At 40.3% G+C, this 22697-nt stretch carries 22 protein-coding genes; 10 read left to right on the top strand and 12 right to left on the bottom strand.

Going from position 1 to position 22697, the window contains the following annotated elements; genetic code table 11:
• Positions 1–154 precede the first annotated feature (154 nt).
• Together AACZ87_RS15600 and AACZ87_RS15595 are read left to right on the top strand one after the other, a co-directional pair.
• Entirely contained in the window at positions 155–640 is a 486-nt protein-coding gene (locus tag AACZ87_RS15600) for a low molecular weight protein-tyrosine-phosphatase (protein ID WP_339868565.1), read from the top strand.
• Positions 633–1511 carry a fructosamine kinase family protein gene (locus AACZ87_RS15595; RefSeq protein ID WP_339868564.1) on the top strand — a complete coding sequence of 293 codons (879 nt, stop codon included), beginning with the start codon at positions 633–635 and terminating at the stop codon, positions 1509–1511. The genes AACZ87_RS15600 and AACZ87_RS15595 overlap by 8 nt, the downstream gene beginning before the upstream one ends.
• Before the next feature lie 16 nt (positions 1512–1527).
• Here the strand turns inward: AACZ87_RS15595 and AACZ87_RS15590 are convergent, their stop codons facing one another.
• Complete coding sequence (locus AACZ87_RS15590) at positions 1528–2652, bottom strand: Gfo/Idh/MocA family oxidoreductase (protein WP_339868563.1); 1125 nt, start codon at positions 2650–2652, stop codon at positions 1528–1530.
• Between the two features lie 91 nt (positions 2653–2743).
• Positions 2744–4012 (bottom strand): aspartate kinase, encoded by a 1269-nt coding sequence (locus tag AACZ87_RS15585; protein WP_339868562.1) that lies wholly within the window; start codon positions 4010–4012, stop codon positions 2744–2746.
• Between the two features lie 57 nt (positions 4013–4069).
• Between AACZ87_RS15585 and fbp the strand changes: the two genes are divergently transcribed.
• Together fbp and AACZ87_RS15575 are read left to right on the top strand one after the other, a co-directional pair.
• Positions 4070–5107 carry a class 1 fructose-bisphosphatase gene (fbp, locus tag AACZ87_RS15580; protein ID WP_339868561.1) on the top strand — a complete coding sequence of 346 codons (1038 nt, stop codon included), beginning with the start codon at positions 4070–4072 and terminating at the stop codon, positions 5105–5107.
• 160 nt (positions 5108–5267) lie between these two features.
• On the top strand, positions 5268–6434 hold the full coding sequence (locus tag AACZ87_RS15575) for a PQQ-dependent sugar dehydrogenase (RefSeq protein ID WP_339868560.1): 1167 nt from the start codon (positions 5268–5270) through the stop codon (positions 6432–6434).
• A 196-nt stretch (positions 6435–6630) separates the two neighbouring features.
• On the opposite strand, the gene AACZ87_RS15570 is transcribed toward AACZ87_RS15575, so the two are convergent.
• From AACZ87_RS15570 to AACZ87_RS15560, 3 genes are all read right to left on the bottom strand, one after another.
• Positions 6631–7689, bottom strand: coding sequence for an NAD(P)H-dependent glycerol-3-phosphate dehydrogenase (locus AACZ87_RS15570; RefSeq protein WP_339868559.1), 1059 nt, complete (start codon positions 7687–7689; stop codon positions 6631–6633).
• On the bottom strand, positions 7667–9364 hold the full coding sequence (locus AACZ87_RS15565) for a 1-acyl-sn-glycerol-3-phosphate acyltransferase (RefSeq protein WP_339868558.1): 1698 nt from the start codon (positions 9362–9364) through the stop codon (positions 7667–7669). Before AACZ87_RS15565 ends, AACZ87_RS15570 begins: the two co-directional genes overlap by 23 nt.
• Before the next feature lie 79 nt (positions 9365–9443).
• A complete protein-coding gene (locus AACZ87_RS15560) occupies positions 9444–9929 on the bottom strand; it encodes a DUF4199 domain-containing protein (RefSeq protein ID WP_339868557.1) in 486 nt (161 codons plus the stop codon).
• 147 nt (positions 9930–10076) lie between these two features.
• Between AACZ87_RS15560 and AACZ87_RS15555 the strand changes: the two genes are divergently transcribed.
• Positions 10077–11051 carry a polyprenyl synthetase family protein gene (locus AACZ87_RS15555; RefSeq protein WP_339868555.1) on the top strand — a complete coding sequence of 325 codons (975 nt, stop codon included), beginning with the start codon at positions 10077–10079 and terminating at the stop codon, positions 11049–11051.
• 1090 nt (positions 11052–12141) lie between these two features.
• Positions 12142–12621, top strand: coding sequence for a hypothetical protein (locus AACZ87_RS15550; RefSeq protein WP_339868554.1), 480 nt, complete (start codon positions 12142–12144; stop codon positions 12619–12621).
• Here the strand turns inward: AACZ87_RS15550 and thrC are convergent.
• Genes thrC through thrA form a run of 3 tightly spaced genes read right to left on the bottom strand, consistent with a single transcriptional unit; the run spans position 12613 to position 17301 of the window.
• Complete coding sequence (gene thrC / locus AACZ87_RS15545) at positions 12613–13911, bottom strand: threonine synthase (RefSeq protein WP_339868553.1); 1299 nt, start codon at positions 13909–13911, stop codon at positions 12613–12615. The genes AACZ87_RS15550 and thrC overlap by 9 nt on opposite strands.
• Before the next feature lie 4 nt (positions 13912–13915).
• Positions 13916–14851, bottom strand: coding sequence for a homoserine kinase (locus AACZ87_RS15540; protein ID WP_339868552.1), 936 nt, complete (start codon positions 14849–14851; stop codon positions 13916–13918).
• Positions 14851–17301: a bifunctional aspartate kinase/homoserine dehydrogenase I gene (thrA, locus tag AACZ87_RS15535; RefSeq protein WP_339868550.1), complete on the bottom strand. Its 2451-nt coding sequence runs from the start codon at positions 17299–17301 to the stop codon at positions 14851–14853. The genes AACZ87_RS15540 and thrA overlap by 1 nt, the downstream gene beginning before the upstream one ends.
• A 97-nt stretch (positions 17302–17398) precedes the next feature.
• Between thrA and AACZ87_RS15530 the strand changes: the two genes are divergently transcribed.
• The gene (locus AACZ87_RS15530; protein WP_339868548.1) at positions 17399–17602 is read left to right on the top strand and encodes a hypothetical protein; all 204 of its coding nucleotides are present in this window, start codon (positions 17399–17401) and stop codon (positions 17600–17602) included.
• Positions 17603–17718: 116 nt separating this feature from the next.
• Positions 17719–18141: an META domain-containing protein gene (locus tag AACZ87_RS15525; RefSeq protein ID WP_339868546.1), complete on the top strand. Its 423-nt coding sequence runs from the start codon at positions 17719–17721 to the stop codon at positions 18139–18141.
• 7 nt (positions 18142–18148) lie between these two features.
• On the opposite strand, the gene AACZ87_RS15520 is transcribed toward AACZ87_RS15525, so the two are convergent.
• The 3 genes from AACZ87_RS15520 to AACZ87_RS15510 are packed head-to-tail and all read right to left on the bottom strand — an operon-like array spanning position 18149 to position 19757.
• On the bottom strand, positions 18149–18604 hold the full coding sequence (locus tag AACZ87_RS15520; protein WP_339868545.1) for a hypothetical protein: 456 nt from the start codon (positions 18602–18604) through the stop codon (positions 18149–18151).
• A 6-nt stretch (positions 18605–18610) separates the two neighbouring features.
• The gene (locus AACZ87_RS15515) at positions 18611–19063 is read right to left on the bottom strand and encodes a nuclear transport factor 2 family protein (protein WP_339868544.1); all 453 of its coding nucleotides are present in this window, start codon (positions 19061–19063) and stop codon (positions 18611–18613) included.
• Between the two features lie 16 nt (positions 19064–19079).
• A complete protein-coding gene (locus AACZ87_RS15510; protein WP_339868543.1) occupies positions 19080–19757 on the bottom strand; it encodes an SDR family NAD(P)-dependent oxidoreductase in 678 nt (225 codons plus the stop codon).
• A gap of 59 nt (positions 19758–19816) precedes the next feature.
• Between AACZ87_RS15510 and AACZ87_RS15505 the strand changes: the two genes are divergently transcribed.
• Both AACZ87_RS15505 and AACZ87_RS15500 read left to right on the top strand, forming a co-directional pair.
• A complete protein-coding gene (locus AACZ87_RS15505; protein ID WP_339868542.1) occupies positions 19817–20710 on the top strand; it encodes a mechanosensitive ion channel domain-containing protein in 894 nt (297 codons plus the stop codon).
• Positions 20691–21029, top strand: a complete 339-nt coding sequence (locus AACZ87_RS15500) for an MGMT family protein (protein ID WP_339868541.1) — start codon at positions 20691–20693, stop codon at positions 21027–21029. Before AACZ87_RS15505 ends, AACZ87_RS15500 begins: the two co-directional genes overlap by 20 nt.
• A gap of 211 nt (positions 21030–21240) precedes the next feature.
• On the opposite strand, the gene AACZ87_RS15495 is transcribed toward AACZ87_RS15500, so the two are convergent.
• Positions 21241–22683 carry a sodium:solute symporter gene (locus tag AACZ87_RS15495; protein WP_339868539.1) on the bottom strand — a complete coding sequence of 481 codons (1443 nt, stop codon included), beginning with the start codon at positions 22681–22683 and terminating at the stop codon, positions 21241–21243.
• Positions 22684–22697: the final 14 nt, after the last annotated feature.

The following is a 22697-nucleotide window of genomic DNA, read 5'->3' as shown; positions in this document are numbered from 1 at the left end:
TTCGCATTTAATTCTGCTAAGAAGGATTAAAAAATGGCGTATTTAGTGTTACCACCTAAAAAAAACACAAACTCCGCCGTGGATTTACCCCAAAAATTAGGTACTTTCAAAGCCCTCGTTTTTAGTAATCTTTTTAAGATCAGCGCATTAAATTATGATTAAAGTTTTATTTGTTTGTCTTGGTAATATATGTCGTTCTCCATTAGCAGAAGCTATTTTCAATAGTAAGCTAAAAGATGCAGGCATGGATACACAAGTGAAATGTGATAGTGCGGGGACTTCTGATTTCCATATTGGTGAGCTCCCGGATGAGCGAACTATAAAATGTGCCACAAAGCACAATTTACCCATACGACATCGTGGAAGGCAGGTAAATCGCACAGATTTCAGGGATTTCGACTACATCCTGGCTATGGATGACAACAACCTTAGAAACTTAAACAACCTAAAAGTACGATATGGCTTTGGAGGTAAGGAAATTCACCTTATGCGCGATTTTGTAGCTGAGACTCAAGGATTGCCCGTCCCAGACCCATATTATGGGAATGAAGAGGGGTTTGAAGAAATATATCACATACTTGATGAAGCGTTGGATAGTTTTTTAAATCAAGTAAAAGCGACTCATCATCTCTATGCTTAATGATCAGCTTGAGCTATATGAACAAATACTTTTTGAGAGCTTTGGCTCAAATTCACATTTAAAATCCGCCTCTCTGGTAGCGGCTGGAAATCATAATCAGGGCGTTAGGCTGGAATGTAATGATGGAGATTTTTTCTTAAAATTAAATTTTGATCATGAACGGGATATTCTCCATCAAGAATCCCAAGGGCTAGATTTACTACGCAGATCCACCTTCATAAAAGTGCCTGAAACCTATGGATGGGGAAGAATTGGAGATTACAATTTCCTTCTATCTGAGTTCATACCTTCAAGTAATCCTAGCTCGGATTATTGGGAAAATCTAGGAATGGGGCTTGCAAATCTTCACCTCACTAATGATAAAAAATATGGATTGGAACAGGATAACTACATCGCTTCCATTCATCAAAAAAACCTTCAAACAGATCATTGGATAGATTTTTTTATTGAAAATAGACTGGAGCCTCTGATAGGAAAAGCCTATTTCAATAGGATGATCCCGCTGGAATTTTTGAAGAAATTTCAAGAAATCTACCCTAAACTAGCGTCTAATTTCCCTAATGAAAAGCCGTCATTGGTTCATGGAGATCTTTGGTCTGGCAATGTAATCTGCACATTGGACGGCCAACCCTGCTTAATTGATCCGGCAGTTTATTTTGGTCACCGCGAAATGGACCTGGCTTTTAGTCGCCTATTCGGCGGATTCGATTCTAAATTTTATGATTCCTATGAGTCAATTCTACCTCTTGAACCGGGATTTGAAACCAGAATGGGGATATATAATCTTTACCCCCTTCTAGTTCACCTAAATCTTTTCGGTACAGCATACTTACCCGGAATCGAGCGAATAGTAAATCGATTTACCAGGTAAAAGCCTAAATTGAAGATTAACCTACACTCAGCGCTAGTTTATCACCTGTCTTTGCAGCCTTGAAAATTGCATCTATAATCTTCATATCCTTCACACCTTCTTCTCCATTTACTGGTACTTCAGGCTTTTTTCCATCAAAAATTATCGCTGCCATTTCATCCATCTGCACCGTCTGATGCGTGACGATTGGCTCAGTTAAAGGGCCTTTATTGGTTTCTCCTTTTATGGGACCATAGCCTGTGGAAGGCTGCATTTCTGCCCAGCCTTTGCTTCCATTCAGATAAAACCGATCTAGATTATTCATATTGTAAGTAGATAGACAAGAAGCAATTACACCACTTGGGAAGCCAAGTTGGAATGTGATCGTCTCATCAATTCCTTCTTTAAATTTTTCAGGATTGGTTTTGACCTCCTGAGCGGTCACCCAAATTGGTTCCTCTCCAATCATATACCGGGCACCATTAATCGAATATATCCCTATATCCATCATGGCGCCACCGCCTGAAAGTTTCGGATCTAGTCTCCATTGAGTTGGATCACCAATGGTAAAACCACTTAGTCCCTGAAAAAATCGAATGTCACCAAATTCTCCTGCTTTGCGCATTCTGATCACTTCTAATGTATTTGGCTCAAAATGCATTCTGTATCCAATCAAAAGATGAACCCCTGCCGCTTTGCAGGCATCAACCATTGCTTGACCATCAGCTGCATTCACAGCCATCGGCTTTTCACAGATAGCATGCTTTCCAGCTTTGGCTACTCGGATTACCTGATCTTTATGTAGAGCATTTGGAGTGATCACATAGACGGCGTCAATGTCAGGATTATCCTTGATCGCATCGAAATTCTCATAGTTGTAGCAATTTTTCTCAGGAATACCATACTTCTCTCTCCAAGCAACCACTTTTGAGGGAGTTCCACTGATTACTCCAACCAGTTTGGTTCGCTGGCAACTTTGAATCGCTTCAGCAACTCGGGTGCCGTAGCTACCAAGGCCCATGATTGCAACACGTAAGGTTTTTGAATCTTTAGCATACTCAGAAATTTGATCAGCCATAACAGAAAATGGGTTTAAAACGGGCACAGTCAATGCCATAGCAGAAAGACTGGCTTTTTGGAGAAATATTCTTCTTGTTTTCATAGGGTAAGGTTAGGTTATCGAGTTTATATCCTGAAACTATTGATTTTTGATTAAATACCAGTGGTTTTGGGAAATGACTTTTACCGAAAGCCTAGTTTAACCGTCTCACTACCTGCACCATATTTCTGGTGCTTTGCTCCAGCAGTACCTCGTACCCATCCAATAGAGACGAGATTGAATCCGGCTTTGGATGTAATACCGTCAACAACTCTAAGCCTTCATTGTATCGTATTATAAAATCATTTTTAAGTTTGGCCAACAATTGCTCCAATTTGAACAGTTGGGAGTCTACCACGATGGAGATAGAAATCGCTGAGGTTTGCAACATGTTTGCCCTGAGCTTTAACATTTGCAACTGTTCATAAACTTGATGGATGTGCTTTTCTTCAATAAAAGTGAAATCCGTCACCTTAAAAGACACTAGAATTTGATCCTTTTTCAAAATAATAGTCGGTACTGTTTCAACTTTTGCTGTCTTATGGATTTTGGTCCCATTCTCTTCAGGATGGAGAAAAGATTTGACGAAGAGTGGAATTCCTGCATTCGCCAATGGCTTAATAGTCTTGGGATGAATCACCGAAGCTCCGTAGTAGGTCATTTGTGCTGCTTGCTGATAATCCAGCTCACTAAATAGCTTCGTATCCTTGAATAATTTTGGATCAGCATTGAGCACACCAGGCACATCCTTCCAGATCGTCACCGATCCAGCATCAAGGCTGGTGGCCAGAATTGCCGCTGTAAAATCAGACCCTTCTCGACCTAACGTTGTCGGTCTGCCAGATGAATCAGCACCAATAAATCCTTGAGTCAAAACAGGAAACTGTTCCAATTTCGGTCTCAATTGTGATTGGCAATTCCTGCGCGTTTTCTCCCAATCTACCTTAGCAAATCGAAAATCACTATCTGTACAGATCAGTTCCCGTGCATCTTGCCACAGGACGAGTAATTCCTGCGAGCATAAATACTCCATGACAATTCTGGAAGAAAGCATTTCTCCAAAACCAATTACCCGATCATAATACTCATCGTAGTTGTCCTTGGAAATGGGTTTGTTGAGTTCATGATGGAGCAGGATGAAGTAGTTCTCGATTTTGGGGAAAATTACATGTCCCTTGGGAAATAACTCTGTGCAAATATCCAGGTGGTAAGACTTCAAATGTGAACTATTCCAAGAATAATCCTGATTTGTTAATTTAAGAGAGAGAATAGTTTCAAGATGATTTGTAGTTTTTCCCATGGCTGAAACCACAATCACAAAATTATTTCGCAATCGATTACGGAGAATATTAGCCAAGTTTTTAACTGCAGGCGCATCTTTTACAGAAGCTCCACCAAATTTATAAATCTGAGTTTTTGTCATTAAAATATTTGCTTACTTTTCAATAAGATTAAACCACCAATTGAACTATTCCAATATATGAAAATCCTTCCTTACCAACCTGACCAAAGCGGACTAGCTTACTCTGTCGGCACTACTTTAGACAGATTTATTAAACTCAAGCAAAGCGATTTCCCTTTTGCTTCAGGTGAACTTTCACAACTTCTGCGAGATATCGCACTTGCAGCCAAGATAGTAAATCGCGAAACCACTAGAGCCGGACTATCAAATATCGGTGGAGCCTTCGGTCAAGTCAATGTACAAGGAGAAGAGCAACAAAAGCTGGACGTCATTGCTAATATCCGATTTATGCGTGCCCTGAGTAAAGGTGGCGAAGTCTGTGCCATAGTTTCTGAAGAAGAGGATTCTGTGATTGATTTACAAAATAGCTCTGGAAAGTATGTAGTTGCTATAGATCCGCTCGATGGCAGCTCCAATATCGATGTAAATATTTCCATAGGAACAATATTTTCGATTTACCGCAGAAAGACTCCGGCTGGAAGCCCTATTCAAAGAGAAGATATCATGCAAGCAGGTACAGAGCAAGTCGCTGCTGGTTATGTGCTATATGGCTCTTCGACAATGTTAGTTTACACCACTGGATGCGGAGTAAATGGCTTTACATACGAACAATCGTTGGGGGAATTTTTCCTTTCCCACCCCAATATTCAAGCTCCAAAAAACGGAGAAATTTATTCCGTAAATGAAGGTTCTCAGAAAGAATGGGAAGAAGGAATGAAGGCTTATGTAGACCAATGCAAGGATAGGAGATACTCTGCCAGATACATTGGCTCCTTGGTAGCAGACTTCCATAGAAACTTGCTAAAAGGTGGGATTTACCTTTATCCTGCTACTCATAAGAACCCATCCGGGAAATTACGATTGTTGTATGAAGCAAATGCCCTGGCGCTTATAGCGGAGCAAGCTGGTGCAATGGCAACAGATGGATGCAACCGGATTTTGGAGATCCAACCGACCACGCTACATCAAAGAACACCACTGCTGATTGGTTCATCAGAGATGGTACAGGAAGCAGAAGCATTCATGAATTGCCCGGTAGAAAAGCCGACTTCCTAAGCAGGTCATGTAAATAAGCTGCAAGATTTCAAAGATGTATTTTATCTTGCAGCTTATTTACAACGCTATGAAATCGAGCATGAGTAAGAACCCCTTGCATAGAGGTTTTACTATAATGCATGCGAGATTCCATGTGACCGTTGGAAAACAATATAAACACATGACAAAAAACAAACTATACCTGCCTATCGCTCTCGTAGCATCTGGCATCGCCTTAGCAACATCTTGCTCACCTAAAGAGCAAGAAGCTGTAGTCGAACCTATCGATGAGACCTACGCTGTTCAAACTGAACAGCTATTAATCAATGTTGACACCCTTTATACTGGATTTGAAAATCCTTGGGGCATGACATGGCTATCTGATGGTAGAATGCTTGTTACTGAGAAAAAAGGAGAAATCCTTATTTTCAAAGACGATAAATTCACAGGAGAGAAAGTACAGGGGCTTCCTGAGTTTTGGACAAAAGGTCAATCTGGTTTGTTGGACGTTACAGCTCATCCAAAATTTGATGAGAATGGCTGGATCTATATTTCCTATGGCAAGCTAATGCCAGATAGCACATCCGCTACAACGATCACAAGATTTAAGTTAGAAGGCAAAAATGCAGTCAATCAAGAAGAGCTGATTCAATCGCTTCCAGCTTGGAAAAGCAATGCGCATTACGGTAGCCGAATTGTATTCGATAACGACGGATACCTTTACTATTCTAGCGGAGAACGTCAAAACACTCCTACAAATGCACAGGATTTGACCAATTCTCATGGGAAAATTCACCGAATTCATGACGATGGCAGAATCCCGACTGACAATCCATTTGTAGATACTGAAGGTGCCGTAGCTTCAATCTGGACTTATGGTAACAGAAACCCTCAAGGCTTGTATTTCGACAAAGAAAATAATAGACTTTATGAAACTGAGCACGGTCCTCAAGGTGGTGACGAGTTGAATTTGTTGGAAAAAGGCAAAAATTACGGATGGCCAGTGATTACTTGGGGTATTGGATATGATGACAAGCCAGTTTCTGACATTCAGGAAAAAGAAGGAATGGAACAACCATTAACTTATTATGTACCATCCATCGCTACTGCGGGTATGACAATGGTCACTTCAGATAAATATCCGGCTTGGAAAGGCGATATTCTTATCGGCGCATTAAAGAAAATGCACATCAACCGTGTAGACATGAATGGATCTACCGCCGGAGAGCAAGAAATTATGCTTCAGGATATCGGACGTGTACGCCAGGTTTCTCAAAGCCCAGATGGCTATATTTATGCTATTACTGAAGGTACAGGCTTAATGGTAAAGTTGATACCGATTAGATAAGAAATAATAACAGAATTAGAAAAGCCACTTTTGATCACTCAGAAGTGGCTTTTCTAATTCTACTACGCCTCACACATCTCTAAAAATTCTGACAGATCACTAGTTGGCATGTAGTAGTGCTTGAAATCCTACTTGCGTAGAAATAAAATACTTAGAACTCTCTGCGCTAAACTCCGTGTCCAATGCGGCTTAAAGTCTACACAAAGTCCACATCCACATTAAAAGGATATTTCATCAAAAATTGCAATGCTTCTTCTATCTCCAAATCTTCAAAAAGCACGCGATACAAATTTTCTGTGATCGGCGCCCGGAGATCAGCAGTTTCCAAGAAAGCTTTGATGATTCTCACGGTATTGATTCCTTCTGCCACTTCTTCCATATCTGCAAGAATTGAATCAAGAGTCTCTCCTTTCGCAAGTCGGTAACCTACAGTAAAATTCCTTGAATGTATCGAATTGCAGGTTGTAACCAAATCGCCAATTCCTGCCAAACCCATCACGGATTTAATACTCCCTCCCAGTGCATTTCCCAAGTGGATCATCTCCACCATTCCTCTGCTGATCAGAAGCCCTTTAGCATTTTCTCCCAAGCCTAATCCAGCCAAGGCACCAGAAGCGATAGCAATGATATTTTTCAATACGCCGCTGATCTCCACGCCGATAATATCGGAATTCCCATAAACCTGAAACTTTTCAGATCTCAGCAAACTCTGCCCTTCTAAGATCACTTCATTGTATTTACTGGCTATCACAGTAGCTGCAGGTTGACCTTGAGCCAGTTCCTTGGATAGATTTGGCCCTGCTAGACATCCGACTCTTACAGCCACAGTTTCTTGCAGGATTACTTCGCTCATCGTCAGTATTTGACTGCGTTTGATCTTCTTGACTGTTTCCAGTGTTTCTCCAGACTTGAGATTCAAACAGAGCCCTTTGGTTCCATGAATAATCAAGTGATAAGGAAACAAATAGGGCGAAAAAGTCTTCACTACTTCCTGAAAGCCTGAAGATGGAATCATAAAGAAAAGCACATCACAGATTTTACAAAGTTGCGCAGGATCATTAGAAGCAATTACATTTTTTGCCAATGCTTTTCCTTGAGCAGAATGAGACGAATTAATTTCATCGACTACTTCTTGCTTTCGGGCATAGACCATCACAGGGTTTTTAGCCGCTAGAATATTTGCGATGGCTGCGCCAAAGCTGCCCACTCCCACCACTCCGATATACTTAGCTTCAGTAGAGTTTTTCGAGTCCATATCCGGTTAATCTGTTATGATAAAAATAAAGTAGGCTCATGTCATCAGTCCCTATATTCCCATTTTTGTCTCGGATAATAGGGCGTTTAGCATGATACATACCCACATTTTCCATTCCTCGACTGATTATTTCATCCAAATCAAGCGATAGATGGGGCGCAGTATTGATCAATCCCTGTGACTTCAATTCCTTGATTTTATCAAGTACAAGCTGACAATTTGCCTTAAACTCCTCATAAGGAATAGCGATATCTTCCTCAGGCAATCTTAGTAAGTCAAACAAATCAAGTTTTCTGTTTTGCTTTTTGATCAGCTCAAAAGCCACAAAAGCCACCAAATGAGAATTAAACACCCGGTTGATTTTGTGAAATTCCTCCACAATTCGCTTTCCAAGCATATTCGTGTATTCTTCCTCCCGCTGATTATCCACTGAGACTTTCCCGTCAGAAATAAAATAATCCCTTGTATCAATCACCCGACCATGTTTATCCAAGCTTCTGCCATCCACATCCACATAGTTCCCTAGAACATCCATTGCCTTACCTACAGACACTGAGATATCAGATCCTTTGGTGAAAAACTTGATGAGGAATTTAGAAATCTTATAAGAATTGGAAAATTCATCATTCTCTTTGTAGTACCGCTCTTGGCCAGTGATGCTCAAGTGATCTCGGATCAAACTCGGCGCTTCCAATACAAAGTGATAATTAATCGTAACCGGAACGATGAAAATCTTACCTGAAATATCATTCAGGCCATTTTCGAAATTTGCCCGCTGTGCCTCGATCGCAGTACTTAGCAGTCCCAGCTTGAGTTTGGACTCAATCATACCACTGCGGGATCTAGTGCCTCCAGGAAAAAACAAGGAATGACATCCAAACTGAATGGCTTCTTTGGAATAGGTTTTCAATGTCTCCAGATACATCAGATTCTTTTTCCTCCGATCCACTTTGTAGGCGCCGAGAGAATTCATGAAGTAGGCGAAAATGGAAATATTGAAGAGATTCAATCCTGCTCCATAGATAAAAGGCGGTAAGCCTAAAACAGAAATCACCCATCCGATCAAGATACTATCAAGATTACTGAAGTGAGTGGGAACCATCACCACGGTGCCTTTAGTAGCCAGGTCACGCAATTGATCGGTTTCGCCAGTGATCTGGATTTTATCCTGTAAGGTGTATTGATTGCTGAAAATAGACTTGAAGCCCTTCACACGTGCTGCATTCAGCAATCGCGAAAAGCCATAAGTAACCACTGATCGGGTAAATTTGTAATGGGTAGTTTTGAAATTACTGGCAATTTCCTCGGCATAGCGAGCTGTGATTTGATTCAAAATCACCTTGTAAGCCTGCAGTTTTTTGACCTTATTTTTTACTGTTTCGGTACTTATTTGCACCAAAGAAGACTTTACTCCACTCCAAAAAGAGGAATCATCATCAGGATCTACAACCCAAGGATTTTGTTTAATTCGAAGTTTCTCACGGTATAGCGTTGTTTCCAATTCTTCTTTGAGAATATCAGGATTGTTGCCAGTGAGATTGAGAATCCTATCCTCCGACAAGTCAGCGACTTTCTTCACAAATTCCTTCCGCTCTCTCGCCAATTTCACCACCGGCCATTCGTCTTTGCTGGGATGAATCGGCTCGTACTTATGCTTGATGTATTTCTCCTCCAAGTGGCTGGTTTTTATTAAAAATCAATCCAAAGATAGTGAAAAGCCCTTTCTTATATGAAAGAACAACGTGAAGTAATGCTCATGATTGAGACTTTGACTTAACAAAAATAGCCACAATAGCAGAAGTGAGCAGTCCCATCACTAACGCCCCTATTACGGATTGAAGTATATAACTTTTCAAATTAAAATAGCCTTCCGCTTCATCACGAGTCATTTCGCCTTGTTCTACAGCATAGTTTATCTCATTAGAAAAATAATCCGGCGTGATAAATTCAGTAGTAATGTATTGTGAAAGAGGACTAAGTATGGCGACGATCACCGAAATAATAAGACCAGAAATAAAACCTTGCTTATAACTCATTAGGCCATAATAGAAATTCTGTTTCTTATCAAGCAACGCAAAAATGTAAATCGCAATAGAAGGAATGGCAACGAAGTTTGTGAAGAATGGATGGTCTTCTATCTTCTCATCATGATATCCCAGAGACTTTTCCAAAAACATCCAGGCCAACATCATGGCTACAAATATCAATGCCCATTTGATTTCAATTTTAATGTTTTTCATAGTCTGTAGGGTTTTGGATGCAAAAACGTAGTTACAAAATACCTAATTTATCAAAATCAACGTCATTTTCAATTGATTGCTGGTCCTAGCCTATCAAAACCTTGTCCATGAGCGAAAGGGTATTATTTTTACGGCATCAAAGACCGGATGAAACCAGACCTTAAGCAAATACAAGTTCCCATAGAAAACGAAATGGCTCAGTTTGAGCTAAAATTTCGGGCCTCTATGAAATCTAAGGTCAAGCTCCTCGACCACATCACGAATTACATTGTCAAGCGCAAAGGCAAGCAGATGCGCCCAATGTTCGTTTTTTTGACTGCGGGAGTTTGTGGAGGAATAAATGACTCCACGCATAGAGGCGCTGCGCTCATAGAATTACTGCACACTGCAACGCTGGTTCACGATGATGTGGTAGATGATGCAAACTATAGACGTGGATTTTTCTCTGTAAATGCACTGTGGAAAAACAAAATCTCAGTTTTAGTTGGTGATTACCTGCTTTCCCGAGGGCTACTTTTGAGTGTAGAAAACAATGATTTCAAACTGCTTAAGATCGTATCAAACGCAGTAAAAGAGATGTCAGAAGGCGAATTGCTACAAATCGCCAAAGCCAGAAAACTCGACATCACCGAGGAAGTTTATTACGACATTATTCGTCAAAAGACTGCCAGTTTATTGGCTTCCTGCTGCGCAGTAGGTGCTTCTAGCACAGAGAGCAGTGATGAAACCATCTCCAAAATGCGGGAATTTGGAGAGAAAGTTGGGATGGCCTTCCAGATCAAAGACGATCTTTTTGACTACGGAGAAGATGAAATCGGCAAGCCTGTCGGAATAGATATCAAAGAAAAGAAGATGACGCTGCCTCTTATTTTTGCTTTGCAAAAGGCGGACTGGCTGGAAAAAAAGAAAATCATCAACTTAATCCGTAATCGAAGTGAAGACAAGAAAGCGGTAAATCAGGTTATCGATTTCGTGAAGAAAAGCGGTGGGCTCGAATACGCCAAAACCATCATGGACAGGTTTTACCAAGAAGCATTAGATATCCTGAAAACTTTTCCTGAATCGGAATATAAAACTTCACTTGAAGGACTGGTGAGTTATACGATTGAGAGGAAGAAGTAAGAGATACGTATTTTAAAGAGCTTATCTCTCAAATTTTTACCTCTCTGTCCTTATCAGTGATAGTATCAAATGATACAATCACTGATAAGATTTTAATCTTACAACAGAAATCTAAAGGAATTTCACTACTCTCAAAATCCCTATACCAACAAGGGTCATAATGTCAGCTAAGAGAAAAGGGATCAGATGAAATATTTCGTACCCCCAAAATAAAAATGGATAAGCGCTTTAACAGGTTCTCAACTAAAGAAATGCTCTCAGTATTTCTAATAAGTCTATTAACCATTTCTATTTTATTCACTGCACAACTGATGACGCCAAGTAGCATTATTTGGCCTTATGCAACAATTACATTTTTATTTCCAATACCGATAATGCACTACATCTATTATAAAGATCACAATAGATTCAATTCACTATTTGGAAGAATAATTCAAGACACAGCATTAGTAATTATACTATGCTTACTATTATTCACCATCCTACATTCAAACAATATCTTTTATAAGATCGGGAGCCTCCCAAATTTGATTACGTTCGTTACACTTTGGGTTGTTATGTGCGAAATCCTATTTTCAGTGTTTTATTCAATAGTTTGCCTAATAAGGAAAAAGTGATTAAGCAATATAAAATTCTAGGAATACTTTTTTTACTGGCATACAACGCTGCTCTGTTTGATTACTACAGAAAAAATAAAGACTCCTCTGTTGAAAGATATAAAATCCTTGATGATACTTCGGAATTAGAAATCACTGACTTTAAAAGTTTAACAGAAATCTGGAGCAGTTCGGATGCCGGAATACGAGTATGATTAACCCTAACAAACAACTCGGAAATTGAAGCCAGAGCATTTATTGACAGGCATGAATCATGGTATAGAAAACAGTTTATAAATTCAGATGAGCTATTCACTCATGAAGCTTACCATGTAAAACTTGCTCAGGCTTTAGCAAAAGATCTTAATAAAAAAATCAAAACATATAAATATGATAGGGAAAAGACCGTCTCTAAACTATCATTTTATCGGGAAAAGTTAAAAAACTTACAATCTAAATACGACCTTGAATCAAACCATAGTCTGAATAAGGCAATGCAAGATTACTGGGAATATAAAATCGATTCAATGTTTAACTTGGGGAAATCATATGATTTTTTCAATAATGTCTCTGTCTTTTTCCCAGAAAAACCAAAAGTAAACTACCTACTATATGATCAAGATACATTCTTAGGATATACAGTGAAAAAGAAAGAAATTGAATTTACTATATGGAATTTGAATGAAGTCTATCTAGACACTTTACTGTTAGAAAATTGGTCAGTGGATTTCCTTTTTAATCAAGGACTCACGAATATAATAATCAATTATAACTCCAGCTTCCCAAACCTTTTCTTAGATAATCATTCTGAAGATAGTCTAACTATGAAAATATTTAAGGACAAATTACTAATTGATAAAAACAATCAACTCTACTATGCGAGATACTCTTATCCCAATAATCCACTTACAGATAGCATCTACTTAAAAATGGGGAATCAGTATTTCAATTCCATAAAAATAGACTCAAAGTAAACCTTTCAAATACCGCTTAAACTCCTCAAAATCATTCCCCATAGCTTCCACTTTCTTCTCACCATCCATAAAAGCAGCTAATCGCTCTGGAAGGTCAAGTTTCAAATCCAGTGCTTTTTCTACTGTCTCGCGGAATTTACCAGGATGGGCAGTTTCCAGAAATATACCTTGATAGTCTGAGTTTTCAGCCATGAAATCTGTCAATCCCAAATACCCAACCGCGCCATGAGGATCCATAGTATAACCTGACTTTTTCACTTCCTGCATCGCTTTCTCAGTTTGCTCATCAGTGTAGAAATACCCTTTCACATTATCCTTTAAGGCCTTTTCATCATTACCATAAAGCGCCAAAAGCCTAGGAAAATTACTTGGGTTCCCCACATCCATGCTGTTGCTGATCGTAGCAATAGATGACATAGCCGCAAAATCAGCTCCGTTCAAAAAGTCTGGAACTACTTTATTTACATTCGTCGCAGCCACAAATTGATCTACAGGCAAGCCCATTCTTTGAGCTAATATTCCTGCTGCTATATTTCCAAAATTCCCTGAAGGAACAGCAAAAGCTACTTTTTTACCGTTTTGCGGAAGTCTGGAAAAAGCGAAGAAATAGTACAAACACTGAGGAATCCAGCGGGCAACATTGATAGAGTTTGCTGAAGTCAGCAACAGTTTCTCGTTTAACTCAGCATCCAAAAATGCTTCTTTAACCATCTTCTGACAATCGTCAAATACACCATCAACTTCCAGCGCAGTGATATTTTGACCCAGCGTAGTAAACTGCTTCTCCTGAAGTTCACTTACTTTTCCTTTCGGAAAAAGTATGATCACATCCACCCCATCCACTCCCAAGAATCCATTTGCCACAGCACTTCCAGTGTCGCCAGAAGTCGCTACCAACACACGTACTTTCCGGTCGGATTTCTCCATCAGCATGCTCATCAGTTTGGAGCAGAAACGTGCTCCGAAATCTTTGAATGCTAAAGTAGGACCATGAAAAAGCTCCAAGCTATAGACATCTTCTTCCACTTTCACCAGTGGCGCATCGAATGTCAGCGTATGATCTACCAATTCTTTGATCTGCTCCTGACTTAGAGCCGAAGAAAACAACGCTCCAATGACTTCATATCCGATTTCCTGAAAGGTCATCTCAGGAAACTTTTGCAAAAGTTCTTTTGACAAAACAGGAATATCCGTTGGCATATATAAACCTTGATCGGGCGCCAAACCTTTGATCACCGCTTCAGCAAGATTTACCTGATGTGCAGAATTATTTGTACTATAAAACTTCATGTTCTTATTTTTCTTCGATAACGTAAGCTCCTCGTGTATTGATTTCGGAGAAATAAACGTCAACATCCAACCCTATTTTTGAAAATATTTCTTTGCCTGCTTCGCCTACGGCTTCGGCAGTTTCTTTTCCCCGAGAAAGGGCAAAAAGTGTAGGACCGGAACCTGAAATCCCCATTCCTAAAGCACCGGCAGCCTTCAAGGCTTCTCTTACTTCATAAAACCCCGGAAGCAAAACCGCTCGATAAGGTTCTGCGATCACATCCCGAAGAGATCTGGAAATCAATTCAAAATCACTTTCGTACAAGCCTGCAATCAACCCAGCAACATTTCCAGACTGAATAGTCGCATGCTTCATCGGAATCTGATCTCTCAGTACAGATCTTGAATCTGCAGTTTTTAGCTCATAATGTGGATGCAACAATGTGCAATAAAGACCGTCAGGTACAGGAAGTTTGATCACATCAAGCGGATGGTAATCTCTTACCAAGACAAAGCCTCCCAATAAACTTGGGGCAACATTATCTGCGTGCCCAGCTCCACAAGCCACTTTCTCCGCCGCTATCGCAAAAGGCAATAAATCTTTCTTTTCAAATGGATCACCCAAAAGCCTGTTGGCAGCTGCTAATGCAGCAACAGCACTTGCCGCACTGGACCCCATTCCTGATCCCAAAGGCAACCCTTTGGTCAAGTATATATTCATACCAACTTTGGAATCCAATTCATCCAACATGGCTTGAATAGCCACAGCACAGGTGTTTTTCTCCGCTTCAAGAGGGAGCTTCCCGCCGTCTCCATCTATGGAAACCACGACTAATCCTGGCTCGTCTTTCAAAACCAGCTCTACCGTATCGCCCATCGCATCTATCGCGAACCCTAGGATATCAAATCCACAGGACACATTCGCAACAGTAGCTGGGGCAAAAGCTTTGACAGAGCGCATTATTCTCTGGTATAGTTACCGATACGAATCACATCTGCAAACACGCCTGCAGCAGTTACGTCTGCACCTGCACCTGGACCTCGGATGATCATCGGTCTGTCACGGTACCTATCTGTTGTCAATAGAATCATATTGTCACTTCCTCCCAATCCACTAAATGGATGTGAAAGTGGAAGTGAATTCAAACCAACCTTAGCTTTACCGTTTTCCAAAGTTGCCATAAAGCGAAGTTTCTCTCCTTTCGCCTCGGCGGTTTTCAGCATTTCTGCAAAGTCAATGTCGTGCGTTCTAAGCACCTCAAAAAACTCAGGTACAGTACCTAAATTCTGACAATCTTCAGGTACCATGCTTTGGATGTCTATAGAGTCGAACTCCAAATCCTGCTCCGCTTCACGGCCCAAAATCAGAATCTTTCTGGCTACGTCCATTCCGCTCAAGTCATCTCTAGGATCTGGCTCAGTAAAGCCTAGTTCTTTCGCTTTTTTCACTACTTCAGAGAAAGGATCGCCTTTTTCAAGTTCAGAGAAAATATAATTCATGGAGCCGGATAGCACAGCTTCAATACGTATCACACGGTCTCCACTTAGCATCAAATCTTGTAACGTATTGATTACTGGAAGTCCTGCCGCTACGTTGGTTTCATACAGGAATTTCACTCCACGTTTTTTAGCGATTCTTTTCAGGTTTTTATACTGCTCCATAGAGCCTGAATTCGCCTTTTTGTTTGGAGTAACGATAGCTACTTTCGCTTCTAATACCTGGGCATATAGCTCAGCCACATCCTGGCTTGCCGTACAATCCACAAATACAGAATTGGAGAAGTTCATCTCTTCCATAGTTCTGATGAACTTGCTTAAATCAGTTTTCTCATCAGAATCACTCAATTCATATGGATTAGAAAGATCGAACCCATCCTCATGGAAAGCCATATACCGACTGTTGGCAAGGCCGTGGATTTGAATATCCAATTCATTATCCCCTCGAAGCTTTTGCTGTTGGTTGGCAATCATTTTGATCAGCGCTTGACCTATCAACCCTGTACCAACCAAGAATACGTGAAGCACTTTATTTTCTGATAGGAAAAACGCCTCGTGAAGTGCGTTCAGTGCCTTCTGCAAATCTGGCTGAGGAATCACAGCTGAAATATTCAACTCGGAACTTCCCTGCGCAATTGCACCCACGTTAATATTATTTCTACCCAAAGCACGGAACATGCGTCCCGAAGCACCTGGGTTATGCTTCATGTTTTCACCTACTACAGCCACCGTAGCTAAGTCATGTAGTAAGACAACCTCATCCATTTCTCCGGATTTGATTTCGTAGAAAAACTCTTTTTCCACTGCTTCTTTTGCCAAATAAGACTCCTGAGTTTTGATTGCCAAACAAATACTATGTTCCGAAGAAGCCTGTGAAATCAGCAAAATATTTACTCTAGCCTCAGCCAAAGCTTTGAAGACCCGACTCGTGCCAACCGCAGAATCCAGCATTCCAGCACCCTGCACAGTCACGATGGATACATTTGGAATAGAGCTGATCCCTTTGATTAAGGCTCCTGGACTTACCTCTCCATTTATTAGCGTACCTGGATTTTCAGGCTCAAACGTGTTTTTAATATAAATAGGGATGCTATTTCGCATCGCTGGCTGCATGGTCGCCGGGAAAATAACTTTGGCACCAAAATGCGAAAGCTCCATCGCTTCATTATAACTCAGCTGAGGAATGGTGAAGGCAGTGTAAACCAACTTCGGGTCTGAAGTCAACACGCCCGAAACATCTGTCCAGATTTCAAGACACTCAGCATTTAAAGCTGCCGCAAAAATGGCCGCTGTATAATCTGAGCCTGATCTTCCAAGTGTAGTAGTTTCTCCTTTTTCAGTAGATGCAATGAAACCAGTTATGACTTTGATTCCATCATGCTTCGCAAAGTAGTTTTTGATCGCAGCATTGGTGATATCAAAGTCAACTTTTGCCTGACCAAATCGATCATTGGTACGGATAACCTCACGAGCATCGAGAAACTGGGTTTTAAGACCATGTCCCTGCATGGATTCTGCAAGGATAAATGCCGCTAATCTTTCTCCAAAACTCGCCACATAATCCAGTGTTCGAACAGAATTTTCTTTGATCAGGTAGATACCATGAAAAAGATCCTCAAGTTCTTTGAACCGTACTTTTACAAAAGTCATCACAGTAGACTGACTCTGGACAGAGATCAGTTGACGCACGATAGTTAGATGCTTTTCTTCCAAAGACTGTAAAACCTCTCTGTAAGCCTCATCTCCTTCTCTAGCCAACTGGGCGATCTTCAATAAGCTCTCTGTTACTCCTCCAAAAGCAGAAAAAACAATGGCTGTTTCATGTTCTTTGAGTGTTTCCTTAATGATGGAGAAAACTCGCTGTATATTTTCTGGATTTGCTACGGAGGAGCCACCAAACTTGATGATTTTCATAAATAAAACTTCTGGAATTAATTACTGGGAAATTAAAATTGGCCAGTTAAGGCCTCGGGGGCGGGTACTTAAAATATATAGACGGGATCAACCCGTAATGGTAGTACCAATCCATGTCGTCATAGAAAAAGTGGTGCAGGCGCTCCCTTCCATAGCTGGAAGTAGATTTAGGTCTGAAGAGATTTTTGCTGCAAATACCATAACTGGACAATTGATGGGACAATCTTACTGCCAAAATTTTTATTACCCAAACAATCCATTGGAGAATTTTGAAAAAACGCGAAATTCTATTGAAAATTAAACAACAATTCCTCGAATGATTTGTAATAGCATATAATCATCTTCAATCCATTAAAAAGGCAAAATTGAATTTGGAGTCAAATTCCTTAAATTGAATATGCATTAAACCCTGCCTTTATGAGAGCTTTAAAAACCCTATCGTTTGGACTACTATTCCTGCTATTTGTCAGCTGTGGTAGCACCAAAGCTATCAATCCTCTCAATCTTTTGACCGGAAATACCTGGGCTCTCTCTTCCCTCATGGGCCAAGGAATAGATTTAAATCAGTTCGCCGATGGACTTCCCTCGATAAATTTTCTTGATGATGGTAAACTTGCTGGATTTTCTGGATGCAATAATTTTTCCGGAAACTTTATGCTGGAAGGAAGCGGGCTTCTACTTAATCCTGGTGCGATTACAAAAAAAATGTGCCCTAAAAACGGAGAACAAGAATTTATTTCGGCAATGAACAAAGTAAAAGAACTGAAAATCAGCAAAGACAAACTCACCCTGCTCGATGGTGCCAACGAACTGATGAGTTTTGTCCCAAAGAACGATTAAAGCTAAGTTATTGCAATTCAGTGATCGTGAGATTCCTGCCACGGAATTCCACTTGGTCACCTTTCTTGCGGCCCACTAAAATCTCACCTAATGGAGAGCTTTTACTCAACATGAATAGTTTTTGTCCATCCACATTGAGCTGCCCAAGGCTAATTGAAATCAAATATTGGTCAGACCCAACTTGAACCAAACTACCTTCCTGAATTGTAGCTGACGGTTCTTTGATCGCCTGGAATCTGCACAATTCATCAAATTCATAGTTAGCTTGCTTAAGCTGGTTCTCCACAGTCATAAGATCACGGGACATGGTCTCTCTGCCAGTTTCAAATTTATCCCCGGCACTACTTTTCGTGTCTTCTAAAATCCCATCATTGATCGCCTTTCGCTCGGTTTTCAATAGGTTGATTTTCTCTTTTACCTGCATGATCGCAGTCTGGTAAACTTTTTCTTTAAACGTATTCATAAAATATCAAGAGCAGCCGTCTTTCCGGCGAGTATCGATGATGTAAACTATTTTCCAGCCTGAGGCCATTTTTACTAATTGAAAGGAATTCACGCCACAATGGCTGAATTTGTCATTAAAATAAAACTCGTATGGTGTCCAAGCAGTTGCCATGGGACCATCAATATTGATTTGATAATCAGTGATTCTCTCGTCAAGGTTTGTCTCGGCGGGAAGACTTCCAATCCCTTTTACGAAATCAGCCACTGAACCAGCTTTTACAGTTCCGGTTTCACCCGTTGTTTCAATAGTCTGCATGATGGCATTTTCTGAAAAAACCGAAGCAATTTGATCAGCATTTTTTGCTCTCATCCCATCAAAAAGAGATTCGATCACAGCTTTCACAGCAGCGTCTTCGGACTGGGAAAAAGCTGGAAACACCAAAATAAAGGAAAATAGGATGACTAGTAGATTTTTCATTTTCGATAGTGTTAACTTAAACTTCACCGTAAAGTTTAAATGTCATATTTCTTAGTGCATGCGTATTGACCGCATAATGCATTGCCTCTGCGATCTCATCGGCCCTAACCCATTTACTAAAATCAGCGTCCGGCATAGACTCCCGATTTGGAGGCGTATCAATAATACTTGGCACAAAAACATGCGATCTAATCGGAGTGTTTTTCGTTTCCTCCCCTACAATTTCAGCCAAAGAAATTACCAATTTTTTACTCAAGGCATATGCCAAAGATCCACCTGCATCTTCAACTTGAAGCGCTGGCCTTGCACCTACAAAAAGGAAGGTGCCTTTGTCTTGCTTTTTCATAAAGGGCAGAAAGCCTTTTACCAAATGAAATGCTGAGAAAAAATTCAAAGTGAACATTTTCTCCAAATCCGCTTGACTAGTCTCCGATATGCCTCCCATGGCAAAACCTCCAACTAAAAATGCCAATGCATCTACGTCGCCATATTGCAATTGATATTCCTTGATAAACTCAGCAACAGCTTTTTCATCAGTCACATCCACCTCATATGCATCATCAGATTCTTCTACCTCCTCATTTTTCCCAGGATGCAAAAGTGCAATGATATGATATCCTTCGCGCTTGAACTTCTCAACAACTGCTGAACCCAAATTCCCTCCTGCGCCTGTGATAATGATATTTCTCCTCATATTACTCTGAAATTCTTTCTGATATTTGTTAAAATTAGCCTTAATTTTTCGAAAACGACATGAATCAACTCAAAAGCATCATCAAGAATCAGGAAAACAAACGCAGGAGAAATTTCTTTCTTAAGCTTATTCTTTTGGTGATTCTGCTGGTGGGATTTGAGTCAAACAGCTGGTTTAGTCCATTTTTCGAAACGCATGTCATCGCCTCAAATCTGATCAGAGCTGCAATTTTCTTACTAAGTGGGAACTTGATTATTTCTCTAGCTAGAATCATCACGCTACAATTTTATCTGAAAAGAACGGAGGAATCCAGAGTACAACCCAACTTTGTAATCGGTATTGATCGTCTTTCCACTTTGCTCAATATCATGATTTTGCTAGTCACTTTGATGCTCGCGTTTGGGGTGCGTCCACTTGAATTTTTGACTAGCATTACAATCGTTGCTGCGGCAATTGCTCTCCTCACAAAGGATTATATCACTAATATTGTCAACGGTTTGATCATCATGTTTTCGGATCAGCTGGAGATCGGAGATAAGATTTTGATTGGGAAAAATATAGGTTTTATTCGAGATATCACGCTGATCAATATGGTGCTGAAAACTGAGACAGGCGAGATTGTCATCGTTCCAAATACGCTTGTATTGACTTCAGAGGTAGTGAATTACTCAAAAAACAATTCTCATCAAGTGATTTTGGATTCCGAGATTCCATTCTACTCCGTAATTCAACTGAATGATTTAGAAAAAACATTAAATGAGTCTCTGGGTACATTTTCTGACTTTGTGTATGTAGAAGGTGCCCAGCTAAATGTTATTGAAAGAAAACCGGAAAGTATCGTGATCCGATATCAATTCCCTATCAAATCAGGCGAAAAAACAGTAGAGAAGAACGTCAAAAAAACTATTAATCAATCCCTAATAAACTGGTCCAATGAAACCCGAAAAGCCTAATTATTTCGATTTAGTCTATCAGGTAGTTCGCTTAATCCCAAGCGGCAGAGTAACCAATTATGGGGCGATCGCACATTATTTGGGGATAAAAAGTGGAGCAAGAATGGTCGGGTATGCGATGAATGCTGCCCACACGATGTCAGACGTTCCAGCACATCGCGTAGTGAACAGCCAAGGCTTATTGACTGGAAAAGGTCATTTCGAAACGCCTACCAAAATGCAGGAATTGCTTGAAAAAGAAGGAATCAAAGTCGTAAAAGACAAAGTCCAGAATTTTGACAATGTCTTCTGGAATCCAGAGGTAGAGTTGGCGATATAAAAAATGGATTTCCAGAATTATAGTGAAAATACCATGCGTTCCGATGGAACGCTCCTTTGTCTCCTATCTCTTATTTCTACCGACCAGATGTCCCTCTGGGACAAGTATTCTTATTCACTGCGAATAATGATCCTTCCATAGGAAGGTCTCGTCGGTAGAAATAATGGAGCTTAAACGATTTGGTCGTTCCGTAGTAACGTTTGGCGAGAAATCACCTTCTCCTCAATAAATACAACCCAACGAACATAATCAGTCCATTCAGGATCAGGGCTTCGAAGCCGAATTTGTAGCCCCAGAATAATTTTTCGGAATTGGATGCGATCGCATAGGTAAGAACAGGAGCGAAGACAGCCAGGTAAGGCACAAATTTATCTTTCACTTTCCAATTGGTGAAGAGTCCAAAGGAATACAATCCAAGCAATGGTCCATAAGTATATCCAGCGATCACAAATACAGAATTAATCACACTCTGATTATTCAGCCAGTGAAATGCCATAATTACCAGGAACATCACGAAGGTGAATGTGATGTGGACTTTCTTTCGCACTGTAACCCGCTTTTCCGCAGGATATCTTTTCTCTATCTCTAAAAAATCTATACAAAATGAAGTTGTCAATGCCGTCAGTGTAGAATCTGCGCTCGAATATGCCGCTGCTGTGATACCAAGGACAAAGATTATTCCCGCAAAGGGAGAGAAATACTCTGTAGCAAGTAACGGGAACAGCTCATCGGTTTTAGCAGGAATCTGGACGCCTTGAGTTTCTGCATAAAGAAAAAGCAATACGCCCAAAGCAAGGAAAAGTAAGTTCACAAAGACTAGAATGGTCGTAAACCAAAACATGTTTTTCTGTGCCTCACCTATATTTTTACAGGTCAAATTCTTTTGCATCATATCCTGATCCAAGCCGGTCATCACAATGGTGATAAAAGCACCTGAAACAAATTGCTTGAAGAAGTTCGTCCCTGCTTTCCAATCCCAATTGAAAATCTGCGAGCGTGGATCATTGGAGACTGCTTTGAAATAATCACTCACTCCATCGAAGTTCAGCTCATTTCCCACCATAATCACACAAACGACCACTGCCGCCAACATAAAAAATGTCTGCAATGTATCTGTCCACACTACAGTTTTAATTCCACCACGATGCGTATACAGCCAGATCAAACCGACCGTAATCAATACTGAAACCCAAAAAGGAATACCTAAAGAATCAAAGAGGATCAGTTGAAGTACACTAGCAACCAAAAACACCCGAATGGATGAGCCTAAAGTTCGAGATAGAATAAAGAAAAAAGCACCAGTTTTATAAGACCAAAACCCAAATCTATCATCCAAGTAAGAATAGATAGAAACAAGGTTCAATCGGTAATAAAGCGGAAGTAGAACCTTCGCTATAGTGAAATATCCTAGCGTATACCCCAGAACAACTTGGAAGTAAAAGAAGTTAGTATTGCCGACTTCTCCGGGAACAGAAATGAAAGTCACTCCTGAAAGAGAAGCACCAATCATCCCAAAAGCGACCAAGAACCATGGAGACTGACGGTCTCCTGTGAAGAAGGTATCGGCAGAAACTTTGCGGGAAGTGAAGTAAGAAATGAGAAATAGTAGTAAAAAATAGCAACAGATTACCAGTAGGACTAGTTGGGAATTCATAAATCGTATTGAAG

The sequence above is a fragment of the uncultured Algoriphagus sp. genome (assembly GCF_963974365.1).
GTDB lineage: Bacteria > Bacteroidota > Bacteroidia > Cytophagales > Cyclobacteriaceae > Algoriphagus.
The sequence above is the reverse complement of the archived record's forward strand: the minus strand, read 5'-3'. Positions and strand labels throughout refer to the sequence as shown.